General features: G+C 38.7%; 24 protein-coding genes. 16 read left to right on the top strand and 8 right to left on the bottom strand.

The features are described 5' to 3' along the window. The first annotated feature begins 77 nt into the window (after positions 1-77). The 12 genes from Q0779_RS02590 to Q0779_RS02535 all read left to right on the top strand — a co-directional run bounded on the left by Q0779_RS02590 (position 78) and on the right by Q0779_RS02535 (position 10,342). Entirely contained in the window at positions 78-836 is a 759-nt protein-coding gene (locus tag Q0779_RS02590) for a ribonuclease H family protein (protein WP_298769173.1), read from the top strand. Between the two features lie 913 nt (positions 837-1,749). Next, complete coding sequence (locus tag Q0779_RS02585; protein WP_298769171.1) at positions 1,750-2,403, top strand: hypothetical protein; 654 nt, start codon at positions 1,750-1,752, stop codon at positions 2,401-2,403. 683 nt (positions 2,404-3,086) lie between these two features. Next, on the top strand, positions 3,087-3,941 hold the full coding sequence (locus tag Q0779_RS02580; protein ID WP_298769169.1) for a hypothetical protein: 855 nt from the start codon (positions 3,087-3,089) through the stop codon (positions 3,939-3,941). Positions 3,942-4,052: 111 nt separating this feature from the next. After that, positions 4,053-4,289, top strand: coding sequence for a hypothetical protein (locus tag Q0779_RS02575; protein WP_298769167.1), 237 nt, complete (start codon positions 4,053-4,055; stop codon positions 4,287-4,289). Positions 4,290-4,384: 95 nt separating this feature from the next. Continuing rightward, entirely contained in the window at positions 4,385-5,002 is a 618-nt protein-coding gene (locus tag Q0779_RS02570) for a hypothetical protein (protein WP_298769165.1), read from the top strand. A 498-nt stretch (positions 5,003-5,500) separates the two neighbouring features. Then, positions 5,501-6,190: a hypothetical protein gene (locus Q0779_RS02565; RefSeq protein WP_298769163.1), complete on the top strand. Its 690-nt coding sequence runs from the start codon at positions 5,501-5,503 to the stop codon at positions 6,188-6,190. Between the two features lie 129 nt (positions 6,191-6,319). Continuing rightward, the gene (locus Q0779_RS02560; RefSeq protein WP_298769161.1) at positions 6,320-7,132 is read left to right on the top strand and encodes a hypothetical protein; all 813 of its coding nucleotides are present in this window, start codon (positions 6,320-6,322) and stop codon (positions 7,130-7,132) included. Between the two features lie 175 nt (positions 7,133-7,307). Then, entirely contained in the window at positions 7,308-7,841 is a 534-nt protein-coding gene (locus Q0779_RS02555) for a hypothetical protein (RefSeq protein ID WP_298769159.1), read from the top strand. 62 nt (positions 7,842-7,903) lie between these two features. Further along, positions 7,904-8,134, top strand: a complete 231-nt coding sequence (locus Q0779_RS02550; RefSeq protein WP_298769157.1) for a hypothetical protein — start codon at positions 7,904-7,906, stop codon at positions 8,132-8,134. 286 nt (positions 8,135-8,420) lie between these two features. Beyond that, positions 8,421-9,119 carry a hypothetical protein gene (locus Q0779_RS02545; RefSeq protein WP_298769155.1) on the top strand — a complete coding sequence of 233 codons (699 nt, stop codon included), beginning with the start codon at positions 8,421-8,423 and terminating at the stop codon, positions 9,117-9,119. Positions 9,120-9,351: 232 nt separating this feature from the next. Then, positions 9,352-9,804 (top strand): nuclear transport factor 2 family protein, encoded by a 453-nt coding sequence (locus Q0779_RS02540; RefSeq protein ID WP_298769153.1) that lies wholly within the window; start codon positions 9,352-9,354, stop codon positions 9,802-9,804. Positions 9,805-9,934: 130 nt separating this feature from the next. Continuing rightward, complete coding sequence (locus Q0779_RS02535) at positions 9,935-10,342, top strand: LETM1 domain-containing protein (RefSeq protein ID WP_298769268.1); 408 nt, start codon at positions 9,935-9,937, stop codon at positions 10,340-10,342. 313 nt (positions 10,343-10,655) lie between these two features. Here Q0779_RS02535 and Q0779_RS02530 read toward each other — a convergent pair whose 3' ends face one another. The 3 genes from Q0779_RS02530 to Q0779_RS02520 all read right to left on the bottom strand — a co-directional run bounded on the left by Q0779_RS02530 (position 10,656) and on the right by Q0779_RS02520 (position 12,719). Further along, positions 10,656-11,333, bottom strand: a complete 678-nt coding sequence (locus Q0779_RS02530) for a gamma-glutamylcyclotransferase (protein ID WP_298769151.1) — start codon at positions 11,331-11,333, stop codon at positions 10,656-10,658. Positions 11,334-11,840: 507 nt separating this feature from the next. Further along, the gene (locus Q0779_RS02525) at positions 11,841-12,284 is read right to left on the bottom strand and encodes a CopD family protein (RefSeq protein WP_298769149.1); all 444 of its coding nucleotides are present in this window, start codon (positions 12,282-12,284) and stop codon (positions 11,841-11,843) included. A 222-nt stretch (positions 12,285-12,506) separates the two neighbouring features. Then, on the bottom strand, positions 12,507-12,719 hold the full coding sequence (locus tag Q0779_RS02520; RefSeq protein ID WP_298769147.1) for a hypothetical protein: 213 nt from the start codon (positions 12,717-12,719) through the stop codon (positions 12,507-12,509). Positions 12,720-12,979: 260 nt separating this feature from the next. On the opposite strand from Q0779_RS02520, the gene Q0779_RS02515 reads away from it, so the two are divergent. Next, on the top strand, positions 12,980-14,692 hold the full coding sequence (locus Q0779_RS02515) for an FAD-binding protein (protein ID WP_298769145.1): 1,713 nt from the start codon (positions 12,980-12,982) through the stop codon (positions 14,690-14,692). A gap of 56 nt (positions 14,693-14,748) precedes the next feature. On the opposite strand, the gene Q0779_RS02510 is transcribed toward Q0779_RS02515, so the two are convergent. The 3 genes from Q0779_RS02510 to Q0779_RS02500 all read right to left on the bottom strand — a co-directional run bounded on the left by Q0779_RS02510 (position 14,749) and on the right by Q0779_RS02500 (position 16,285). Then, positions 14,749-15,291, bottom strand: a complete 543-nt coding sequence (locus Q0779_RS02510) for a nucleotidyltransferase family protein (protein ID WP_298769143.1) — start codon at positions 15,289-15,291, stop codon at positions 14,749-14,751. Positions 15,292-15,315: 24 nt separating this feature from the next. Continuing rightward, entirely contained in the window at positions 15,316-15,561 is a 246-nt protein-coding gene (locus tag Q0779_RS02505; protein ID WP_298769266.1) for a hypothetical protein, read from the bottom strand. A gap of 136 nt (positions 15,562-15,697) precedes the next feature. After that, positions 15,698-16,285: a cyclopropane-fatty-acyl-phospholipid synthase family protein gene (locus Q0779_RS02500; RefSeq protein WP_298769141.1), complete on the bottom strand. Its 588-nt coding sequence runs from the start codon at positions 16,283-16,285 to the stop codon at positions 15,698-15,700. Positions 16,286-16,410: 125 nt separating this feature from the next. Here Q0779_RS02500 and Q0779_RS02495 point away from each other — a divergent pair, with 125 nt between their 5' ends. Together Q0779_RS02495 and Q0779_RS02490 are read left to right on the top strand one after the other, a co-directional pair. Continuing rightward, a complete protein-coding gene (locus tag Q0779_RS02495; protein WP_298769139.1) occupies positions 16,411-16,821 on the top strand; it encodes a helix-turn-helix domain-containing protein in 411 nt (136 codons plus the stop codon). A gap of 52 nt (positions 16,822-16,873) precedes the next feature. Beyond that, entirely contained in the window at positions 16,874-17,335 is a 462-nt protein-coding gene (locus tag Q0779_RS02490) for a cupin domain-containing protein (protein ID WP_298769137.1), read from the top strand. Between the two features lie 71 nt (positions 17,336-17,406). Here Q0779_RS02490 and Q0779_RS02485 read toward each other — a convergent pair whose 3' ends face one another. Next, the gene (locus tag Q0779_RS02485) at positions 17,407-17,922 is read right to left on the bottom strand and encodes an adenylate kinase (RefSeq protein ID WP_298769135.1); all 516 of its coding nucleotides are present in this window, start codon (positions 17,920-17,922) and stop codon (positions 17,407-17,409) included. Between the two features lie 398 nt (positions 17,923-18,320). Here Q0779_RS02485 and Q0779_RS02480 point away from each other — a divergent pair, with 398 nt between their 5' ends. Beyond that, positions 18,321-19,688 (top strand): M17 family metallopeptidase, encoded by a 1,368-nt coding sequence (locus tag Q0779_RS02480; RefSeq protein WP_298769263.1) that lies wholly within the window; start codon positions 18,321-18,323, stop codon positions 19,686-19,688. A 58-nt stretch (positions 19,689-19,746) separates the two neighbouring features. Here the strand turns inward: Q0779_RS02480 and Q0779_RS02475 are convergent, their stop codons facing one another. Continuing rightward, complete coding sequence (locus Q0779_RS02475) at positions 19,747-21,339, bottom strand: ABC-F family ATPase (protein WP_298769133.1); 1,593 nt, start codon at positions 21,337-21,339, stop codon at positions 19,747-19,749. Positions 21,340-21,566 lie beyond the last annotated feature (227 nt).

Here is a 21,566-nt window from a genome sequence, read left to right as displayed (position 1 = left end):
AACGATTATTAAAATTGGCATTATTTGATCCAAGATCAGCCAATATTGACCCCACAGATTGATTAACAGAGAGCATCATGGCAAAAAAGTATTATGTAGTATGGAAAGGCAGACAAACGGGCATTTTTACTCAGTGGGATGAAACCAAAAAACAGGTGGAGCATTTCCCTGGGGCGCAATACAAATCCTTTAAAACCGAGGCCGAAGCTAAAGCCGCTTTTTCTCAAGGCAGCAGCCAAGGCACCACCCATAAAAAAACCACAAGGGCACCGAAAATAAAGACCACACCTAGCGCGATACAAGAAAGCCATCAAGCATTTGATGTCACCTTGTATACCGATGGGGGCTGCGAGCCCAATCCTGGCGAAGCAGGTTCTGGTATTGCGGTTTACCATAAAGCGGACTTATCGGCGCTGTATTACGGTTTATATGAGGCCAATGGCACCAACAATTCTGCCGAGCTCAATGCCCTTCATCAAGCCCTATTGCTGGCCAAAGCGGCCATCGACGCTAAGCAATCGGTGCAAATATTAAGTGATTCCCAATACTCCATAAACTGCATCACCCAATGGGCATCAGGCTGGAAGGCCAAAGGCTGGAAACGACAAAAAGCGGGCGACATTAAAAATCTTGAGATCATTCAGCAAGCTTATGCCCTATACAATAAACTCAAAGAATCACTCACTATAAAACACGTTGCCGCTCACATTGGCATCGAAGGCAATGAACTGGCCGATCGCATGTCGATTTATGCCATTGAGCAGAAAAACCCGCAATTGAGTCGTTATGATAAACCATTGGATATTCCGCACTTGCTGAGTTTGCGTACAGGGTAGGAATGAACATGAGTAGCCACTCACGCTGGGCTTAGGATATTAAGCTTCGCTTAATGAAAGGTCGTGGATTTTAATCCACATTCAATAATAAGGCCCATTTTCCAATGGGTCTTTTTTGATTCAAATAAAGACCCTATTAATGATTAGCTTATGTATTATTGAAACCGTAGCCTTCTTGACTAACATTGCCTGCGGCAGGCTCTTGTGCAAATACAAAAATAACTCGCCGTGAATATATCCCTATAGGCTCAAACGAAAATATCCCTATTTCCGATGGTTATTTTTATATTCACACTGGGTTGAAAGCATTAAAGCAGTGTACTTGTGATCATGACCTTCTTGGTATTTATTGTTCACGCAGGCTAAGGTCGTGAGTGTCCACTCACACTGGGATTAGAGTATTAAGCTTCGCTTAATGAAAGGTCGTGGACTCCCATCCACACTGGGCCAAAAGGGGATCTACAGCAAATAATATCCTTATCTAAAGGCCAGTTCGACATCCGATGTCTCTCGCTCAAAGAGGCCATGGTAATGGCCTTCGCCCTCTTTGATCACCCTGCTGCCCCAAACGAAGTTATTATCCTCATACTTCATTGGAAAATACTCTACCGTTTCCGATGGAGCATCCTGCCCCGCGAAAACTAGGTGAGCATCCATGCTCACACTCACGATATTTTCAATGCTTTATTTCGGTAACTTCGATGGTGCTCCTTAAAAGCAAAAGCAGTGTGTTTCTTCGAATAAGTGCGCAAATTTTAACATCTAAAAAATAAACAACTTAACCAACACATTGAAAATATTAATTTAATTGACTTTTTGTCTTACTACCTTGTAATATTATAGCAATATTGTTAATTAATAATAACTATATGGTAGTCACTAAGAGTTTGAACTCACTTGAGGGAAGTTAAATTTGATTTCAACATCGAAATTTAAAATAGTGTCAAAGCATCACACATATATTATAGATCTTTTCATCCTTGTAATCATTGGTTTTATAGCCTCTGTTATTGAGTATTTCATTTATTATGTCTATCAGCTAGAAATTGTGGCTTACATAGCAGCCATTCAAATTTCTCTAATTGTATGGAAATATAAAATAAAATTCCTCCCTATTTCATATATTTTTTATCGAGACGGAAACAATATATTTTTTTATAAAAGGGGTGATTGGGAAAAAAATTTAGAGTTTGAATCTAATGCCAATGAACATCAAGTCATCTCGGTAAAAAAAATAAAAGATGGAATCAAAATTTACTATAAAAATATAGGCACTTCTAATTTACATTATGATATAGAATTACTTCAATCTGCCTATGGAAAGCATTCCTTATTACAGCTTTTTAGTTTTTTACAATACGATAGAAAATATAAAACTGAGTCTTGGATAATAAGCTATACAAATAAATGTCTAAAATTTCACTTCTGCTTTCTGGGGACCCAATATAAAACCCTCATATATAAACCAAGTATCGTTCCTGTATTTATGAGTTCCATATTAGTTACAACTCTAGCAATATACCTTGTAAATCAGTTTTATGAATTAGATTTATGGTATGCATACTGAAACAATCAATGTATACCTTCCCCCTTCATAACCATCATGACGCCCAACGTGTGTAAGCTTTCAAATGAAAGCTGATAACATTTTATATTTGGATTTATTTGGCATTGATTAAGTGTGTTTGGATTGCATTAATTCAGCTATATCAATTGCTGCCGCAGGCTGTTGTGCAAATACCTCTGTAGCACGCTGTAAACCCATCTGACCTGCATGGATAGCGGAGAATGCCTTAAATTGTTGGGAACAATTTTGGCCCTGGGCGCTCTGCGACTTCAAATGGCATCCTTGCCTAAGTGCCAGCCAAATGTCCTTATTTGTCGCTCATAGCAGCCATTTCATGGTTTTCGCCTTGAAGCCGAAGGCATACAGATGCATTCACACTGATTTGAAAAGCATTAAAGCAATGTGTTTCTTCGAGTTGGGTTTTTAGTTTCAATTCGAATAGCACTACTCAATGCTGCGATAATATTGAATATAAAGTAGAAATATTTCACAATTAACATTCTAACTAAATTTTCAGTTAGAATGTTAAGAAAGAGTTGATTGATAATCATTGTAAACAATGGGTTAGCGGTGTAATCTAGCCTAATGTTCTGTTTTAAAAAAGGAATCAGCATTCTGGAAGATTATCCTGCTGCTGTTGGATAAGCTGTTAGAGTTACCACCCAATATGGAAATTACATTTAATGTCTGAGTCATCAGCTAGTAAAAAAAAAGATATAAATGTTTCTTCGTTAGAAGAATTATTTGAAATATCAAAAGTAGACTTTACAAATTTAGCTATTGGTTATCACGATAATATAAATTTTGAATATGCTTTTCCTGTATCTCCAGATACCTATTTAAAATATGCGAAATCTGATCTGAAAAATGGGGATGATAAAAGTCTTATAAATGCATTGTCTAATGCCAAACGAAGCATTGATTGCCTCGTAGAATCGACATTAAAAAGTCTTAATATCGACTCCAGCTCCACTGACCCAAATTTAATAAATTTTTGCAATGAAGTTTTAGATGAAAGCCAACAAAGAATTGTTCCCAAAAGCTTAAAAGTTTTTTGTGCTCTCGGGCTTGCTCCTTCTATATTAGTATCTGAAGTACGTGCTTTAAGAAATAAAGTAGAGCATGAATATGTTGTACCTTCATTGTCAGATGTAACTAAAGCAATTGAGGTTGCAGATCTTCTATTAAACAATGTTAAGGCGAAAGAGTTATATAGTGCGTGCATTGATATCATAGATTTAAAATCTCAACTTAAGTCTGATAGTAAATATGGAGCTTCCATTACAGGCTTATACTTCAATGAGGTATACCCTAAAAAAGAGAAAGGTATTTGTGAATTTGTTATCGAGCTATATTCTGATAACCGTTACTCTTATAATTTTACAGGTGAAGAGTCTGCATATTTTTATTTTCTTCGAGCAATGTTTATAGCAGCTCATGATGAAGATAATCTCAAAGACACCATAAAAATGTCATTAAATAATATAAATATTAAAACACCTAAAGAGCATGTAAAAATAGTACAGGTGCACAGGTAACTCTAACAAGCGGTTAAATTGTGATTCACCAAAGCCGTCACGCCATTTGCTGCGCAAATCGCCCGCCAGCATTGGCTCACACATTAACCGGGCGTTATAAGTAAGCCAAGAATGAATATCGATGAATTAAAAATACAATTAAGGAATCTCGGCATAACCTCTCAAGCGTATTCTTTAAATGGCGGCCTGCCCAGTGAAAAGTATTGCCTGTCGGAAGAGTCGGGTAAATGGTTTGTCTATTATTCGGAGCGCGGGCAAAGAACTGGTGAAAAGAGCTTCACCAATGAATCCAAGGCGTATGAGTATTTTTTAGGGGAGCTTAAACGTGATCCAACTACTCGCATGTAAAACTTATAACAAGGCCAAGCAAAGTCGCTTGCGCAAAAGACGCTCGGCCTTTGTTGGCAGCGTTATGCGGTTTCACAATGGAGTAAACATGATAGATGGATGATTTCTTAAAGGGTGTTTATATTAGTGAGGTAAAAAAACAGTGTGAGTTTGCTCTTGCAGCAATCAAGTACCTGAACCATGCATTACAACAAACTAATAAAGGTGACTTAGAAAAAGAAGAATCTAATTTCTATCATTCTGAAGTATTTAGACAAATTCATAGTTTTTTAACACATGCTAGTAACGTATCTAGAATTATCTGGCCTCCACAGTTCAGACAAAAAAAGAGAGAAACCGATGAAGAATATGAAAGCCGCTTACAACAGAACGACAAAGTTGTAAGGGGAAGAGTTTTGAAGGGAGAGTATGATTTAGATGATTCAAACCCGTTAAAACAAAGGACATTACGTGATCACTTAGAGCATTACGATGAACGTCTAGATCATTGGAGAAATAATAATACAAATAGAGTTATTGTAAGTGATATCATTGGGCCAGCTAATACAATCGTTGGCCCTGCTAAATTAGGATTAATGCGTTGGTTTGATCCAACCCGAAATGTTTTTAAATTTCGAGGAGAGGAGTTTGATCTTCAAACCATTGCAACGGCTATCAATGCAATTCTTTCAACTTCTCGTACACTAGAAAAGCAGTTGAGAGAAAGGCGGTAGTGTTCGTCATTCTGTGTCATTTCCGTACAATAAATAGTTAAAAACAGGAATGACACATGACTCAGTCTTTTGATTTTGAACAAGCCTTAAAATCTTTACAAGAAGGTAAAAATTTAACTGGTAAAGACAGTATTCTCAGTCCGTTAATTAAACTATTAATAATGGCTGACTATTAATAGTTTATATTGAATATAAAGTAGAAATATTTCACAATTAATTGATATAGTTCAATTTTTAGTTAAATGTTAAAAAGTGATATGCGGACCTCGTAAACACTGCTTCATGTTTTTTTGATCTCTTATTGATAAATAGTTTAGCAAAGGGATTGTTTGTTGTTGAAAAGAGTTGATTGATAATCATTTTACAACAATGGGTTAGCGGTGTAATCTAGCCTAGTGATGTGTTTTAAAAAAGGAATCAGCAGTCTGGAAGATTATCCTGCTGCTGAATAAGCTGTTAGCTACCAGTTTTACCCTATTAATATGGATATAAAATTAGATGAGTACCATAATTGAAAGTTTAGGTGATAAGCCACTTATTGTTGTGGCAATGGCTGTCACGATTGTTTTGAAATTGGTTCTTGATTATGTAAAGTCCAAGTCCAATTCAGAAAAAGTTGAAAAGGCGGAAAAAGCTGCGTTTGAACTTTCAACTTACCCCCTCTCATCTGAAATTAGTCAATTAAAAGATAAGCATGACACTCTAAAGGAAGCCACTAAGCAGGTTAAAAAGGTCGTTGAAGATAATCAAAATGCTTTGGTGATGGGGCGCTTATTTAACTTGTATAGCAAGCAAATTGAGAAATATCAGCAAGAGACAAGAACTAGGGCAAGTTGGTCATTTGTTTTTGCAATTGTTTCGATGTTCCTTGGAATGGGATTTATTTTTTGGGGCGGTGCTTTCATTTTAAATGATACAGGTACTGATAATGTAGTAGCTGGCGCAGCTATATCTGCAATTGGAGGTGGGATTAGTGCATACATTACTAAAACATTTTTAGATGTTCACAAGTTATCACTTACCCAATTAAACAAATATTTTAAACAACCAGTTATAAACGACAATATTTTAATGGCTCAACGTTTAGCTGATGAAGTAGACGATATTGAAGTTAGAAAAGAGTCTTATAAAAATATTATTACAAGTATTACAATGCTTATTGATGCTAACAATAGCGAGAAAAAGTAGCTAGCAAGTACTATAAACATAACAAAAAAGTTACTTATATTCTCTCCATTACACATTATAACCAACAATTTTTGTCCGCTAAAGTGGGCGTTAGGCTTTCGGTCGTACCAGTCATAGTAAGGAGTACCTGTGACAAAAATAACATTCGCAATTAAGTATCATCATGGAGTCGCAACAGATGGTAAGCTCGACATGTATGATGCCGCAGTTTCTTTTCAAGGCTTTGCAAAAGCAATTTCAATTACAACTCATGCTTTATTGAATGATGGTGAGATTAGAAAAACTGGAAATAGAATTGATGGTGCGGAACTATTCTTAAATCCATCCAAAAAAGGTAGCTTTGAGCAATTTGTAACATTAGTAGTTACAAACAAAGAAGCTATTGGGGCTAGTGTTGTAGCTGCTGCTTTTTATGATTTAATTAAATGGACTTGGTCAAAAACACTTGAAATCGCATACGAGCCCGAAACCCCGCATGTTAAAAAGCTTCAAGAAAAAATAGAGCCGTTCATCGGTGAAATGGAAGAAGTTTTAGAAATACCCCTTGAGCAAGCTCATAGACCTATTAAAAAAGATGAAAACGTTGTTATATCATTGAATCGGCCTAGGACAGGTAATGTCATCAGCTTAAACTGTGAAACTCTAAAAAGTGTTTCACTACGAACTGAAAATGAAATAACAGAAAATATTACATGCAACGTTACACGTTACAATATACTGTCGGGCTATGGCCGTATGTATATTGATTCATTAGACAAAACTGTTTCATTTAAAATCAACGAAAATGTTAGCTCTGCTCAAAAACAGTTATTAACTTGGTCCATGCACTTTGCGCAGGAAACCGAGGGTAGCGGAAAGTTGTTAATTGATGCAAAAAGAGTTCTAACAGCTAAAGGTGTCGAAAAGCGATACCTTGTCTCCAATATTAAACAGAAAACCTAAAAGACTGTTAAATAAGGGCATAATTATTTTCGCATTTTTCAGGTTAGTGTATCTAACTAAAATATGATAAATATTATTAAATACAGTATATTATTTGTGCTTCTTATTTTGTAAGAGTACAGCTCTAATGTAACAAACGAGCATGTGCACTTGAACTATGCTTTTAAGGAAATGTATGGACTCAGATTCTTTGCAGTTATGGAATGTTATAGGTACTTGGTTAGCAAGTATTGGTACAGTAAGTGCTGTAGTAACATCGTTATGGCTTGCTAATAGACAAGGAAGAATCCATTTAGGTATTGTTGCTGGACATCGTCAATTAGTCACTAAAGGGTCAAAAACTGTATCTGATTTATGCATGATAAAAATTGTTAATAAAGGAACTCGCCCCGCTAAAATAACAGGAATTGGTTGGGAATGTGGTAGGTTTAAGAAAAAGATTCATTTAATACAAATGTTTGGAACTCCTGACTCTGATCATATTCCGAAAACACTGCAAGAAGGTGAAGAAGGAACTTTTTTAATCCCTTTTCATCTTGAGAATACAGATGAAGATTGGATTACTTCTGTGCCTAAAGCGTTAACTCAGCACTCAGAACATGGAATAAAAAGTTTAAAATTGTGTGTTTCTACATCAGTTGGACAATCATTCAAAGTTAAAGCTGAAAAAGGCTTAAAAAATAGGCTTTCCGAGTCTTTACAAGCTTAAAGGCATAATTGAGACACCCATAATTGTTAAGTGTATGCGCACGATTTAAAGGTTAGGTTCCTATGAAATTTGCACAATATGATGAAGTTAAGTTGATAAAAATTATAAATCAAAAGGTTATGACCAAAAAAGGTTGGGGTTATCGTGATCCTGAAGTTGGTGATATAGCAACAATCATAGAAATATACTCAAATCCCGAGGTGGCATATCACTTAGAATGTAATGATGAAAATGGAGCTACTGCATGGGATTTGATGGTGATCCCAGACGACATTGAATTGAAAACTACTTAACAATCACCTATAGCCTCAATCGTTCATTGAAATCTTTTGGCGCTTCCTTACTTCCCACAAGACAGGCGTCCTCTCTTATTTTATTCGATATAATCCACAACCTTCTTCCAGATCTAGGTCTTCGTTTCAAATGATAAGTGCAACTTTTTCGGTTTTCCTGCGGAAGAATTAATCACATCACCCATAATTCTTTGCTGATGAGAATGCACATAACACACTTCACTTATTAGTCAGTGTGCCGATATAAATATGATGACCTGTCACATACAGCTTTAAAGGAATAAAGATGAGCGCTATTACCCCCTTATATGCAAACATTGATCCCCAACAGATCAATCGAATCCAGTCCTCGCCATCTGATGCTGAAGCGAAACAAGCAAGCACTCAATCGACAGGCAATAGCACAGTGGATCAAATTAAAACCGACGCGACAATGAACCCTAGTATTACAGAAGCTGATCTCATTGCTAATGAAAAATTTATGGCGAAATGGTGGGAATTTCAGCAAAAAGAAAAAAGTTCGGCAGCTGATTTACTCAGTGAAACTCAGCAAGTTTTAGATGACATCGCAAAAGAAAACCCCTCTTTATTAGATAAAGCATTTGATTTTACTTATAAAAATAATGAAATAGAAATCGTGGATCATAACCTGAGTAAAGAAGAGTACCATTATTTAAAAGCAAAGCTTAATGCCAATGAAAAGCTCGTTGAAGCCACGGATTTTCTAAACCTAAGTGCAGCTCGTGAAAATACTCTTAAAAAAAATGATGGAAAAGTATACACAAAAGAAGATATTGAAGGACGTATTCATGTCTTGGATATCATCGAAAAGGCACAAAAAAGAACAGCTGATTTTGAAGCCTTTCTAGATCCTAATATTATCGCAAAACCCTATGATAAAAGAGCAATGTTTCACAAAGAAGTCCATTTAAACGCATTAGATATTCTGAAAAATACCTCAGTAAGTTTTAAATTGACTGTTTAGGTATTCAATCAACAGTTCCACTACACACTAAAATTGCCACATAGGTACAACAAACAAAGAACCTAGAAATAAAAAAACGGAGACACCCATAATTCTTTGCAGGTGAAAATGCACATAACACACTTCACTTATTAGTCAGTGTGCCGATAAAAATATAAGGATTTAGCCAAGGGTCAACATTCATAATCAATCCATTGACCACATTCACTCAATAAACACAAAAGGAAAAATAATGATCCCTTTGAAATCGTTTTCTTTCGTATTGTTACTCCTGTTTCCTTTCACTGCGCTGTCGACTGAACCCAGATCACCGCTCATGCCCCCCTTCGAGCAGACCATCGAAAATACAGTCAAGCGATTTATTGCGGCCTTTAATGCCCATGACAGCCATGCGATGGCAAATCTGGTTACTGATGATATTGAATGGCTCAGTATTTCAAATAAAAAAGTAATGATCGAGGCCAGAGGGAAGCAAGCACTCATAGAGAGCATGAATGCATATTTTAAAGCGTGCCCAACATGCCGCTCTGAACTGACTCACACTATTTCAACAAATCAGCGAGTGAGTGCCGTTGAGGTGGCCCATTGGCAAGGCAAAAATGGCCCCAGCTCACAACAGTCTATGTCAGTCTATGCGTTTTCAAATGGTATGATAAGCCGCGTGTATTATTTTCCTGCTGAGTGAGATGATGAAGACTCTTAGCTTATTCAAGACTGGGTTTCTAGTGTACACTTATTCATTTATACAGAATTGTTTCCACTAAATTAGCTTATTTTTAATAGCCTTAACGGCGTGGCTATGAGACAATCTAATGATGAAAATTTATGCTTATATACACAAAGCCCCAATACGCGTTGTTCGTATTGGGCGACGCCGAGCTTGGATGCGTTTGAAGCGTGATATGTTGTTGATTAAAGAAGCCTTGTCTCAAGAAAAACAAGAAACAAAAGACATGCTCATCATTTATAAGCGATATACTCAAAAACAAGCCACTCATGAAGAAGTTGCTAAAGCCAATAAGCAATTTGCCGACTTGCTCAAAAGTTTAGGGTTAGGTGTGTTTGCCGTACTGCCTTTTGCACCGCTTACGATCCCATTAATTGTCAAACTCGGAAAATGGGTAGGTGTTGATGTATTACCCAGCTCTTTTAACAACCTCGCCGACAAAAGACCCAAAAGAAAACAGCGGCTTCGCCCCCATACTCGACTAGAAGATGAATAGGTTAAATAAAACAGTCTTAAATAGCTCACATAAAAAAGTGCGGGGTATTTCCTAGATCTCAGCAATTAGCTTCCACATTGCCATCGTAAACAAAGGGATCAAGGATAAGATCTGACTTTCGCTCAATAAAGGAATATTGACACTTTATTCATTTCCTTTATTGAGCGCCGGTAAAAGTTTGATTAACTCACCTTTTAAAGGATTGTTACTGCCATTAATCTTGCGCTATGGTATAAATCCATGTGCTTTGGCGAATAGCTAAACGTTTCCTCAAATGTCTCTTCTGCTTGCATATGTGTCTTTTTTATCGGTTTTATTTTATCAATGCTTGCCTCAACTCACTCATCGACTCATCTTCAAGCCCAAGTTCCTGCAAACGTCCAACGAGTTGCAAAAGATAATCACTGTTTCTCCCTAAAGGACCTGAAGCCGTTGCCATAAATTGACTCACTTCCGCCAAAGAAAGTCCTGGTAAATAATTTGAATGAGATTGATTCATTGTGAAGGTTAATGCGGAAACTTTCTCGTTTGACGACAACCAAATATCAACCCAAGTGGGCACATATACCCCTGTCAACATCTCTCTATTCCAAAGAATTTCAAGCTCCTTATTCACTTCCTTTGGCGAAATTTGATAACCAAGGCCTTGGCACTTACCGCCTTGTTCAATCCCTAGCATCAATGCAGGCTGCGCACTGGTTCCTCTGGCTATAACATCACGAATACAAAACTGTCGATGGTAGTCTTTTAACGTACAAGGCTCAACATGTTCAAAGTGAAAAGTGGGGTTCCACATCAAAGAACCATAAGCAAAAATCCACAAGGGTTTATCTTTCAAATAAGAGGATAAGGTTTGCTTTAATAATGTTTGTCGTGTCTCTTCATCGAGTAAATTCAATTCTCCCGAATCGACCCTTTCTTGAAGCCACTCAGGCAATGTCTGAGACGCTAGCTTCTTTCGAGTTAATGCCCACTCCTCTTTTTTCGTCATATCACCTCTCCTTGGTCACTGCTTCCATAAAAACACAGCCTAATATTACTGTTTACATCATTATGTTATTGACGCCACTGTTAACTCACACTATCACTGAACAATATTATTGACTCACAGTTGTCGATGTTCCAAGAAACGTCCCTTTACAATAAGGCGTGCTCCAAACGGTATAAGTCACACCAACAGTATCTAATGTTTGTTCATATAAAGTCATTTTCTCCGACCAAAGTTTTCAGCTCGTCCCCTTGCCACTGACAATGGCCTGCACTAAATCGAAGTACAAATTATCTGTTTTCTCCGTTTTATAAGATAAATATCATATATTCACCCCATTAAGCCCCGTCACTCCTTTTGAGCTGGTAATTTGTTTAATCGTTGTGACAATGACGCTGGGAGTGTATGTTTGACAGTAATCACTATCAACGTTGTCGTTAATTGGCTGCGCATCTTAGCTCCATTTTATGAGGGTATCTATTCAGTATATACGCTAGATTTCAAAGCCAGTTAAAATAACCAACCCGTTCTAAAAGAGACGCCAACAATGACCAACAACATTGAAAAAATCGTGACAGGAATAATATGCAGCGCCATATCAAGTAAATTATCTTTTGACAATTTAGGCATAACACGAAAACGTGCATCAATGGCAAAAATAAGGGTCAATGCCAATAAACTTAACTTAATGAGAATGCCTTTTGATAATGGGTTTGTCGTATCAAACCACAACGAAACATTCGGTAATAACTGGTAGGATAATATTAACCCAGTAATGATCTGAATCACTAAGGCTGGCATCCCCACTTTCTCATAAGCAGACTCAAAAGAAAGCAACTTCTGCGGGGAGCGCTCCCGCAGCACACCAGGTAAAACCACAGCAGATAATACAATGTGTCCTCCAGTCCAAATCGTTGCACATAAAAGATGTATCGCTAACAATATTCCATGCATATTTCCCTCACTATTTTTCATACTGAATGATAATAATCAACTCAATCTAATGAAGGTAAGTAATGACACAAAGACACATATAATACTTTGTTATAGCTCACATAATGAATGAATAGAGCATTGATAGAAGAATAAAATGAGAGGTAGGAAAACTAAAAATATAAGATGAAAGCGCTGACAACGATACAGCAATAGCGCCAAAACGGACTCAGAAACATTAATTCAGTTTACTTTCTTCGATGACTCCATTAACAATACACCTAATGGCCCCAACAATAAGCCCTTAAATAAACTCAAAATGGGCCTGCCCTCTTTTCGACCAATCCGAAGACAATAAACCACAGATGGCAACCATACCAGTAGTAGTAATAGTGCAATCCACATCAGCTTCATCAGCCCCATAGAAATCAGTGTTGTGAGTAATATCTCTCCCATACTTTGCTCCTTAACTCTTTGATACTGTGTTTACCCCCCCCCTCTTTTCTCACAGAAATAGTCAGAAGATAAAGGTACAATCTTTAACCATATAACCTAAAGCTAAAAAAGCAATGACCCAAATAGGTAAAACGACTCAGAAAAAACGCTTCATTATTCTTTCTTGAATAATAAAGTGAAATTTATCACGACATATATAGGTTTTTCATTTTAGAATACTATTTCAACAAATCTTGTTAGACAGAGCTTGGAATAATAGTATGGATCCACTATTAGAAAATATTATTAAAACAGTAGGAAGTGACGCAGCAGTATTATCAAGCAATGAAGCATTAGCCCCCTATCTCAGGGGAACAGAGGGTTTAGACCAATTATACAATAAAAAACGCCACTTATTTGCCATCATTAAGCCAAACAACACACAAATCATTAATGTTATCATTGAATTAGCTAATAAATTATCAAAAGAGAATAAGCCCAGTTTTGTCTTATATCCCATAAGCAGTGGCCGTAATTGGGGCTATAACACAAGCCAACCCGCTGCGATTATTTCGCACGCTATCATTCTCGATTTATCATTACTAAATAACATTAGTCTCAATAAATCACTTGGATTGATCACTATTGAGCCGGGTGTCACTCAAGCACAGCTCAGTCAATTTTTAATGAATGATGGCGATGAATTCATGGTACCCGTAACAGGAGCTGGGCCTGATTGTGCCATCATGAGTAATGCACTCGAGCGGGGATATGGGATCACACCTCATCAAGATCACTTTAGCGCAGTCACAGCATTAAAAGGCATTTGGGGGAACGGTATCCCATACCAATCCGCTGTCAGTGAACTCGACCGCTCCGGTGAAGACAAAGTTGATAAAACCTTCAAATGGGGAGTCGGCCCTTATATGGATGGACTGTTTACTCAATCCAATTTTGGCATCGTAACAGAAATGACGTTGCGACTTGCCTATCGCCGAAAAGGGTTTATCTCTTTTTTTATTCAAGCTAAAAATGACGAACAACTTGAAGTGCTCACTCCACTCATTCATCAAACCTTAAGGGATTACGAAGGGATTGTGGGCTCCATTAACCTAATGGATAAACGCCGTGTACTTTCCATGTTTGCCGATAACCCTAATGGCCCAGACGCACATATCACCCTGTCAGATGAAAACATTACGGTAGCCACTGAACATCTCGATACGCCAGCATGGACAATCGTCGGCAGTCTGTATGGTACCGAAGCTATTGTTAAAGTAGCAAAAAAAGAAATTACTCAATTATTTAAACATACCCGTTGTAAGATGCTTTTTTCAGATAGTTTTCTCATCAAATTAGGCAATAATGTCATCAGCAAATTACCCCCTTTTTTGATCAAAACATCCAATCGCTTATCCGCCACCAAAGCGCAAATTGACTCCTTTAACAAAGGCAAAGAGATTATGCTAGGCCGACCTAATCGTGTGGCGCTCAAACTCGCATATTGGCGAAATAAAAATGCAATAGCCACACAGACATCACATGCAGAGCCGCCTTTATCCCCTGCAAAAGATGGCTGTGGCCTATTATGGTATGCCCCCTTAGTCCCTATGAATGCTATTGCGATGCGAAAATATGTCGACTTTATTAGACATATTTGTCCTAAACACAATATCGAACCTTTTATTACGTTTACTAATTTACGTTACGACTGTATCGATAGCACCATACCCATTGTATTTGATTTGACGAACCCTAAAGCAGTGAGTGATGCTCACAGCTGCTTAAATGAATTAGTCAAAGAAGGGCTTAAACTCGGTTTTGTGCCTTACAGACTCAATATTGATCAGCAAAAATGGCTGCTCGATGGTGCCACCCCCTTTTGGCAAGTGGTCAATCAACTTAAATCCGTTTTAGATCCCCATAATATTATCAGCCGTGGACGTTATAACCCACAGGATCTGGCTTTATTTGTGGTCAATAAAGCCAGTTAATCACAGCAATATTTTGCATGGCTAATTAATGACACTATTAGCCATGCTGATGATAATCACTCTTTAATAATGGATAATTTAGGCCATAGGTTCAGCCATTGTCTAGAACTGACTCTTTTATCAAATATCGCTTTTGAACGTTTAGGGTTATGCGTCACCAATAACTGAAAAAGTGAATCAAACCCAAAAGCTGAAAGACATTCATAAATGCCATTATTGACACGGCGAATAGCTAGGGCCGTTTCTTTTTCAGGCCAGAAACTCATGGCATCAACGATATTTAAATAAGGCCTGTCTCCATTACGAACATGCATTCTTGCCTGATTACGCACTTGCCAGTTAACCTCAGGCATTAACGCAAACAACTTCATTTCATAATCTTTCTCATGATCTTCATTTAACACTGTACTATCGAAATAAATCACATCGATATCATTTAGCAGCGTTGGCACCTTTTTGTCATGTAAATTATCCCAAACTAAATTGCGAACAAAGCCTGCAGCAATATAACCAGAAGATAAATTGAGACTGGCCACACAATCAAGTGCCCTAAGCCTCATGGGATCTTGTTTAATCAGGGCAACAATACGTTCCATCATGTCATCGGTTACCTTCAACAGCGGCTAGTCAAATATATCAACGATTTTACGTGAAGCTTGGTAAAGCTCAATAACGGTTCCATCTATTTCAATAGATAAAATGCCATGGTTATTCAGTGGTACCACTATTTTTCCACGTAGATAGAGATCTTGGCTTAATATATCACCCCGTGATAATTTTTTCTGCCAACCCGGCGGTAAAGGCTTACCTTGTTCTACCTTTTTTTGAAGTCCAGGCGGTAACCCTTTTCCATTTCCCTGATTAGCCATGGCAGAACAAGCTATACTGCTTATGACTAACAGCAATGTCACACTCATGTTTTTCATTTTTATTCCTCTTTAAATTAATAATTCATATCAATGGAATCCGATAAAATCACTCACAGCCGCTTACGCCACAGTTTATCTACACCTTCGTTGCTATCGCCTGCACCACAGCCCCTTTTCCGGTATGAAAAACGCCTTCTATCACTTCACGCTCTAATTCACATAGATGTGAAAAAGCCAATCGGGGTAACTCGGCTCGTAACGTCGACACATTCTGCATGACATCACTATCGCTACCACCGCCAGTGCCATAAGCTAACTGCTCAGGCCGATAGGCTTCAAGCATGAACACCCCTCCTTTTTTCAATCCTTTTTCAACCTTTAAGTATAACCTTTGCCTGATCATTGAAGGTAAAGGGCAAAAAATAGACACGACAGCATCCCAACAGTTTTGCCCTATATCAACATGCGCAAGATCACCATGAATGAAATCCACCGTCACCCCCGCTTTATCAGCAAGCCGCCTTGCTTTATCAATGCCCACCATCGATCCATCAACGGCTGTGACTCGGTAACCTTGTTGGGCTAAAAATACCGCATTCCTCCCCTCTCCTTCAGCAAGACTTAGCACCTCCCCCTTAGGGAGCACTAATCTATTTTCTTTCAAAAAAGTATTAGGTTTTGTTCCATAAACATAATCTTCTCTATCATATCGTTCATCCCACATCATTGACTCCTTAAGATCCACAGAGAGTAACACTTACTCCCTTAACCGAACTTGTTTTCATCTCAAATCAATGCTACTACTTAAAGTCGACTTTAAGTCAAGTTCAACAATAGAGGCGAAATACAATGGATATTGGTGAGGTATCAAAACGCACAAAGCTCCCCCCATCGACTTTGCGCTACTATGAAAAAAAGGGATTAATTACCCCCATCGCACGCCATGGTTTAAGAAGAGTCTATAGTGTGAACATAATAGAAAGATTGGCATTGATCACTCTAGGACGCAATGCGGGCCTGTCACTCAATGAAATATCAAACATGCTATTAAATGATCACATTAAAATAGATAGGCAAATATTAGAAACTAAGGCCAATGAACTCGATAATAAGATTAATGAGATGATAGCAATGCGTGATGGGCTACGTCACGCGGCAGCCTGCACTGCTGAAAATCATTTGGCCTGTCCTAAGTTTCTTCGTTTACTCAAGATTGCAAGTAAGCGGTGGTCTAAGCCAGATCACAAATTAACTGGATGAAAAAATGCTTTACGCTAGGCTTTAATTAATACCATTTGAATAGTGAATCGATATGCGCTCCTCTTTCACCGTACTGAACATCTTCATTTTACTGCTAACGTTAAACATCAACTTAGCTCAAGCCAAGCAAACATCCACAGAAAACAAAGCATCCTCAAATGAACCTGAACTTGATATCACACTATTGAATCGAACAGACAAAAGTTGGGATGGAAAACGGCTGCCTAGCTACCCTAGTGGCCAACCACAAATAACCGTTTTAAAAATAGTGATTCCTCCTAAAGGAAAATTCCCAATACACAAACATCCCTTTATCACCGTTGCCACAATCTTAAAAGGAGAAATAACCTTATACCTAGAAGATGGCAGCCAGCAATTGCGGTTAACATCAGGGGATGTTGATACCGAAGTCGTCAATAACTGGCACTACGCTACTAATGAGGGAACCGTTCCAACCGACATTATCGTATTCTATGCAGGGATCAAAGGTATGCCCGTTTTAATTAAAAAATAATATAAAAGAACCTTATTAATCTTTTCAATAACAAGGTTCTTTTGCCACATTCAAATATCATTGAGTCACGATTAAGAGGATGCTTCTTTCACAAAACGGTCTAGCTCGGCAGCAGAACGAATGATGTAAACCGACTTTGTTGTAGGCAAACTTTCTATCTTCGCCATGAAATCTCGATTCCAAAATTGTGGGCAAAGCCTTAATACTTGATAACTTCGCCAAGTGCCTTTTACCACAGAGCAACCTTGTGGCCAGCCCTTAGGACGAATGAACAATCCTTTTAGAAAACGTTTAGTCACCCACCAATAACTCACTAAATAAGGCAACTCAATATAAATCAAGGTATCAGCAGCCTCCAAACGTTGAAAAAATGACTCCATCAAGCCAAAGCCCTCAATAATCCATGACTCTTTTTCAATAATATTGTCATGTATTTCACGGTATAAAGCCTGATCGATCCTCTCACCATTTTTTTTATATTCGATAATATCCAGTGTATGCAATGGAAGTTGGGTTGCAGACGCCAGTCGTCGACTTAACGTCGATTTACCACTGCCAGGCTTACCTAATATCATGACTTTTTTCATACTGCCTCCTTTCGTTTAATCAACGCCATAAGACAGAAAAAGAAAACCCGCCTTATGGGCGGGTTTGACATCTTTTACACACAACAAAGACCCACCATTCCTATGGAATGATGATAATTCGTGCTTGAACGATTAACGAGCATATTAATCGCAAGCTCAAGCTTGTCGTATTGCATATAAAATGTATCTTCATGATTCCATAATGAGTATAAAACCATGGGGTGTCAATATACTAGTCAATCATAAACCCCGTTAAGGCAAGCAATATAATCAAAAAATTAACAGGAATGTCACCCATTTCTTTCCCAACAGTCCCATGCCTGCTACCCTAATGGCCATTCATTGTTTTAATTTAAGAGCGTAAAATGAACACTTCCTCCACCAATACAGCGGGATCAATGACAACGCCTTTAGTCATTGGCCCTAGCAACACAGCTTCTACTCCCTTAATGATCTTCTCTCCCAGCAACTTTGCTATCTGGATCAAAGAGCAGCCTGTACTCACTCAAAACTGGGTTTCACAACATCATATTGACAAACAGGGTCACTGCCTGATCCCTAATAGTGAAGGTCAAATACACTTAGCCGTATTCGTGACTGAGCAAGCTGACAGTTTCTGGGCGTGCGGCGAACTGGTCAACCAATTACCTCATGGACAATATGCCATTCAAGGAAATCAAGACCAAATTGAAAAGGCGGCTTTGAGTTGGGGACTGGGTGGCTATCGTTTTGAGCGTTATAAGAAAAGTAATAAACCCCTGCCACAATTGGTTGTGCCAAGCGAAGAGATAGCCAGCAAAGCCAACCGCTTTATTCGCGCAACGTCTCTCACCCGTGACTTAATTAACACCCCAGCTGGCGACATGATGCCCCAGGATTTGGCACACACCTTGAGCCAAATGGCCGGTGAATTTGGGGGGCAATTGAGCCAAATTATTGGGGATGATCTGCTTGAGCAGAACTACCCAACTATTCATATGGTGGGTCGCGCCAGTGTCCACGCCCCAAGATTGCTTGACTTTACTTGGGGCGATAACAATGCACCACAAGTGACACTCGTGGGTAAAGGCGTGTGTTTTGACTCAGGAGGACTCGATTTAAAACCCGGTGCTGGCATGCGTTTAATGAAAAAAGACATGGGCGGCGCCGCACACGTCATCGGGCTCGCGCAACTCATCATGGCCCATGAACTCCCTATTCGCTTGCGCGTATTAGTGCCTGCAGTTGAAAACGCTGTCTCGGCCAATGCCTTTAGACCTGGTGATGTTATCACCACCCGCCACGGCATTAGCGTCGAGATAGATAACACCGATGCTGAAGGACGATTAGTCCTGTGTGATGCGCTATCGGAAGCGAATCATGATAAACCCGACATGATCATCGATTTTGCCACCTTAACAGGCGCAATGCGCGTCGCCCTAGGCACAGAATTACCCGGCTTTTTTAGTAATGATGATATGCTTGCAAACGGTATTACTCAATCCGGTTTGCAACATGAAGATCCTGTGTGGCGCATGCCACTGCATCAAGCTTATCAAGATTTACTGAAAAGTGAGGTTGCCGATTTATCCAATTGTGCCACCAGCCCTTTTGGAGGAGCTATCACCGCCGCCTTATACTTACAAGCCTTTGTTGATAAAGATATCACTTGGGCCCATTTTGATGTGATGGCATGGAATAACCGTAAATTACCCGGTCGTCCCATTGGTGGTGAAGCCTTTGGTATTCGTGCGGTATTTGACTATTTACAACAAAAATACGCTTAAAAACAGACACAAAAAAGCCCGAATACATTCGGGCTTCTCTTGACGTTGAAAGGAGAATTTACGCCTCCACGCCTTTACTTCTTAAGAACTCATCATAAGTGCCTTTAAAGTCATTCACCCCTGTTGGCGTCACCTCAAGGATACGCGTCGCTAAAGAGGAGACAAATGCTCTATCGTGACTGACAAACAACAATGTTCCTTCATACATTTCAAGAGCATTATTCAATGATTCAATCGATTCCATATCCATGTGGTTTGTTGGCTCATCCAATAATAAGATATTGGGCTTTTCCATGATGAGTTTTCCAAACAACATGCGACCTTTTTCACCACCGGATAATACCTTCACTGACTTTTTAATATCATCCGATCCAAACAACATACGGCCTAAGATCCCACGAACCGATTGATCATCATCATTGGGTTTACGCCATTGACTCATCCATTCAAACAAGGTCATGTCATTTTCAAAGTCACTTTCATGATCTTGCGCATAATAGCCAATCGCTGAATTTTCTGACCAGTGAATAGTCCCACTATCTTGAGGTAAATCATGGACTAGTGTTCGTAACAAGGTGGTTTTTCCCACACCGTTATCACCCAAAATCGCCACACGCTCACCCACTTCGACCATAAGATCTAAGTTTTTGAACAAGGTTTCATCAAATCCCTTAGTTAAGCCTTCTGTAACAAGTGCATTACGGAATAACTTCTTTTCTTGCTCGAAACGAATAAAAGGATTAACACGGCTTGAGGCTTTAACCTCTTCAATCTTAATTTTATCAATTAACTTCGCACGCGAAGTGGCTTGTTTTGCTTTTGATGCATTAGCAGAAAAACGTGCAACGAAACCTTGAAGCTCCGAAATTTGTGCTTTTTTCTTAGCATTATCAGCCATTAAACGTTCACGTGCTTGGCTTGCCGCCATCATGTATTCGTCATAATTACCAGGAAAAACCCGTAACTCACCGTAATCCAGATCGGCCATATGAGTACAGACAGAGTTTAAGAAATAGCGATCGTGAGAAATAATGACCATGGTACTGTTACGTTGATTTAACATTTCTTGCAACCAGCGGATCGTATCAATATCCAAGTTGTTGGTTGGCTCATCGAGCAGTAGTACATCAGGATCAGAGAACAAGGCCTGAGCCAACAATACACGTAATTTAAAACCTGGGGCAATTTCACTCATCAAGCCAAAGTGCTGTTCAACTGGGATACCCACTCCCATTAATAGCTCACCGGCACGAGATTCTGCGGTGTAACCATCCATTTCGGCAAATTCCATTTCTAAATCAGCAACTTTAATACCTTCTTCTTCGGTCATTTCCGGCAAAGAATAAATGCGGTCACGCTCTTGTTTAACAGCCCATAATTCAGGATATCCCATGATCACAGTATCAACGACATTAAATTCTTCATAGCCAAATTGATTTTGACTCAATTTACCCAAACGCTCATTGACATCTAAAGAAACATTGCCTGAAGTCGGATCTAAATCGCCAGCTAAGATCTTCATGAAGGTTGATTTACCACAACCATTAGCACCAATTAAACCGTAACGGTTTCCACCGCCAAACTTGACTGAGATGTTTTCAAACAGCGGCTTAGAGCCAAACTGCATGGTAATATTTGCTGTAGTGATCAAAGTGACATTCCAAAATTATAATAAATTGAATAAAACAAACATTCCCGTTTACGATGAGTTAAAGATGCAAAGCACACCTACAACTACGCTCAAGCTTATGAAAAGTAACGCTTGAACCAAAACAGGATAAAACCTGGTAAACACCAAAAAGGTCTCACCACGCCTGCATTTTTAAGCGCGGTACTATAGCTTAATTAGGCCTAAATAATCAATGAAAAGCGACTGGG

The sequence above is a fragment of the uncultured Shewanella sp. genome (genome assembly GCF_947491715.1).
Lineage (GTDB): Bacteria > Pseudomonadota > Gammaproteobacteria > Enterobacterales > Shewanellaceae > Shewanella.
This window is presented reverse-complemented; position numbering and strand designations above follow the sequence as displayed.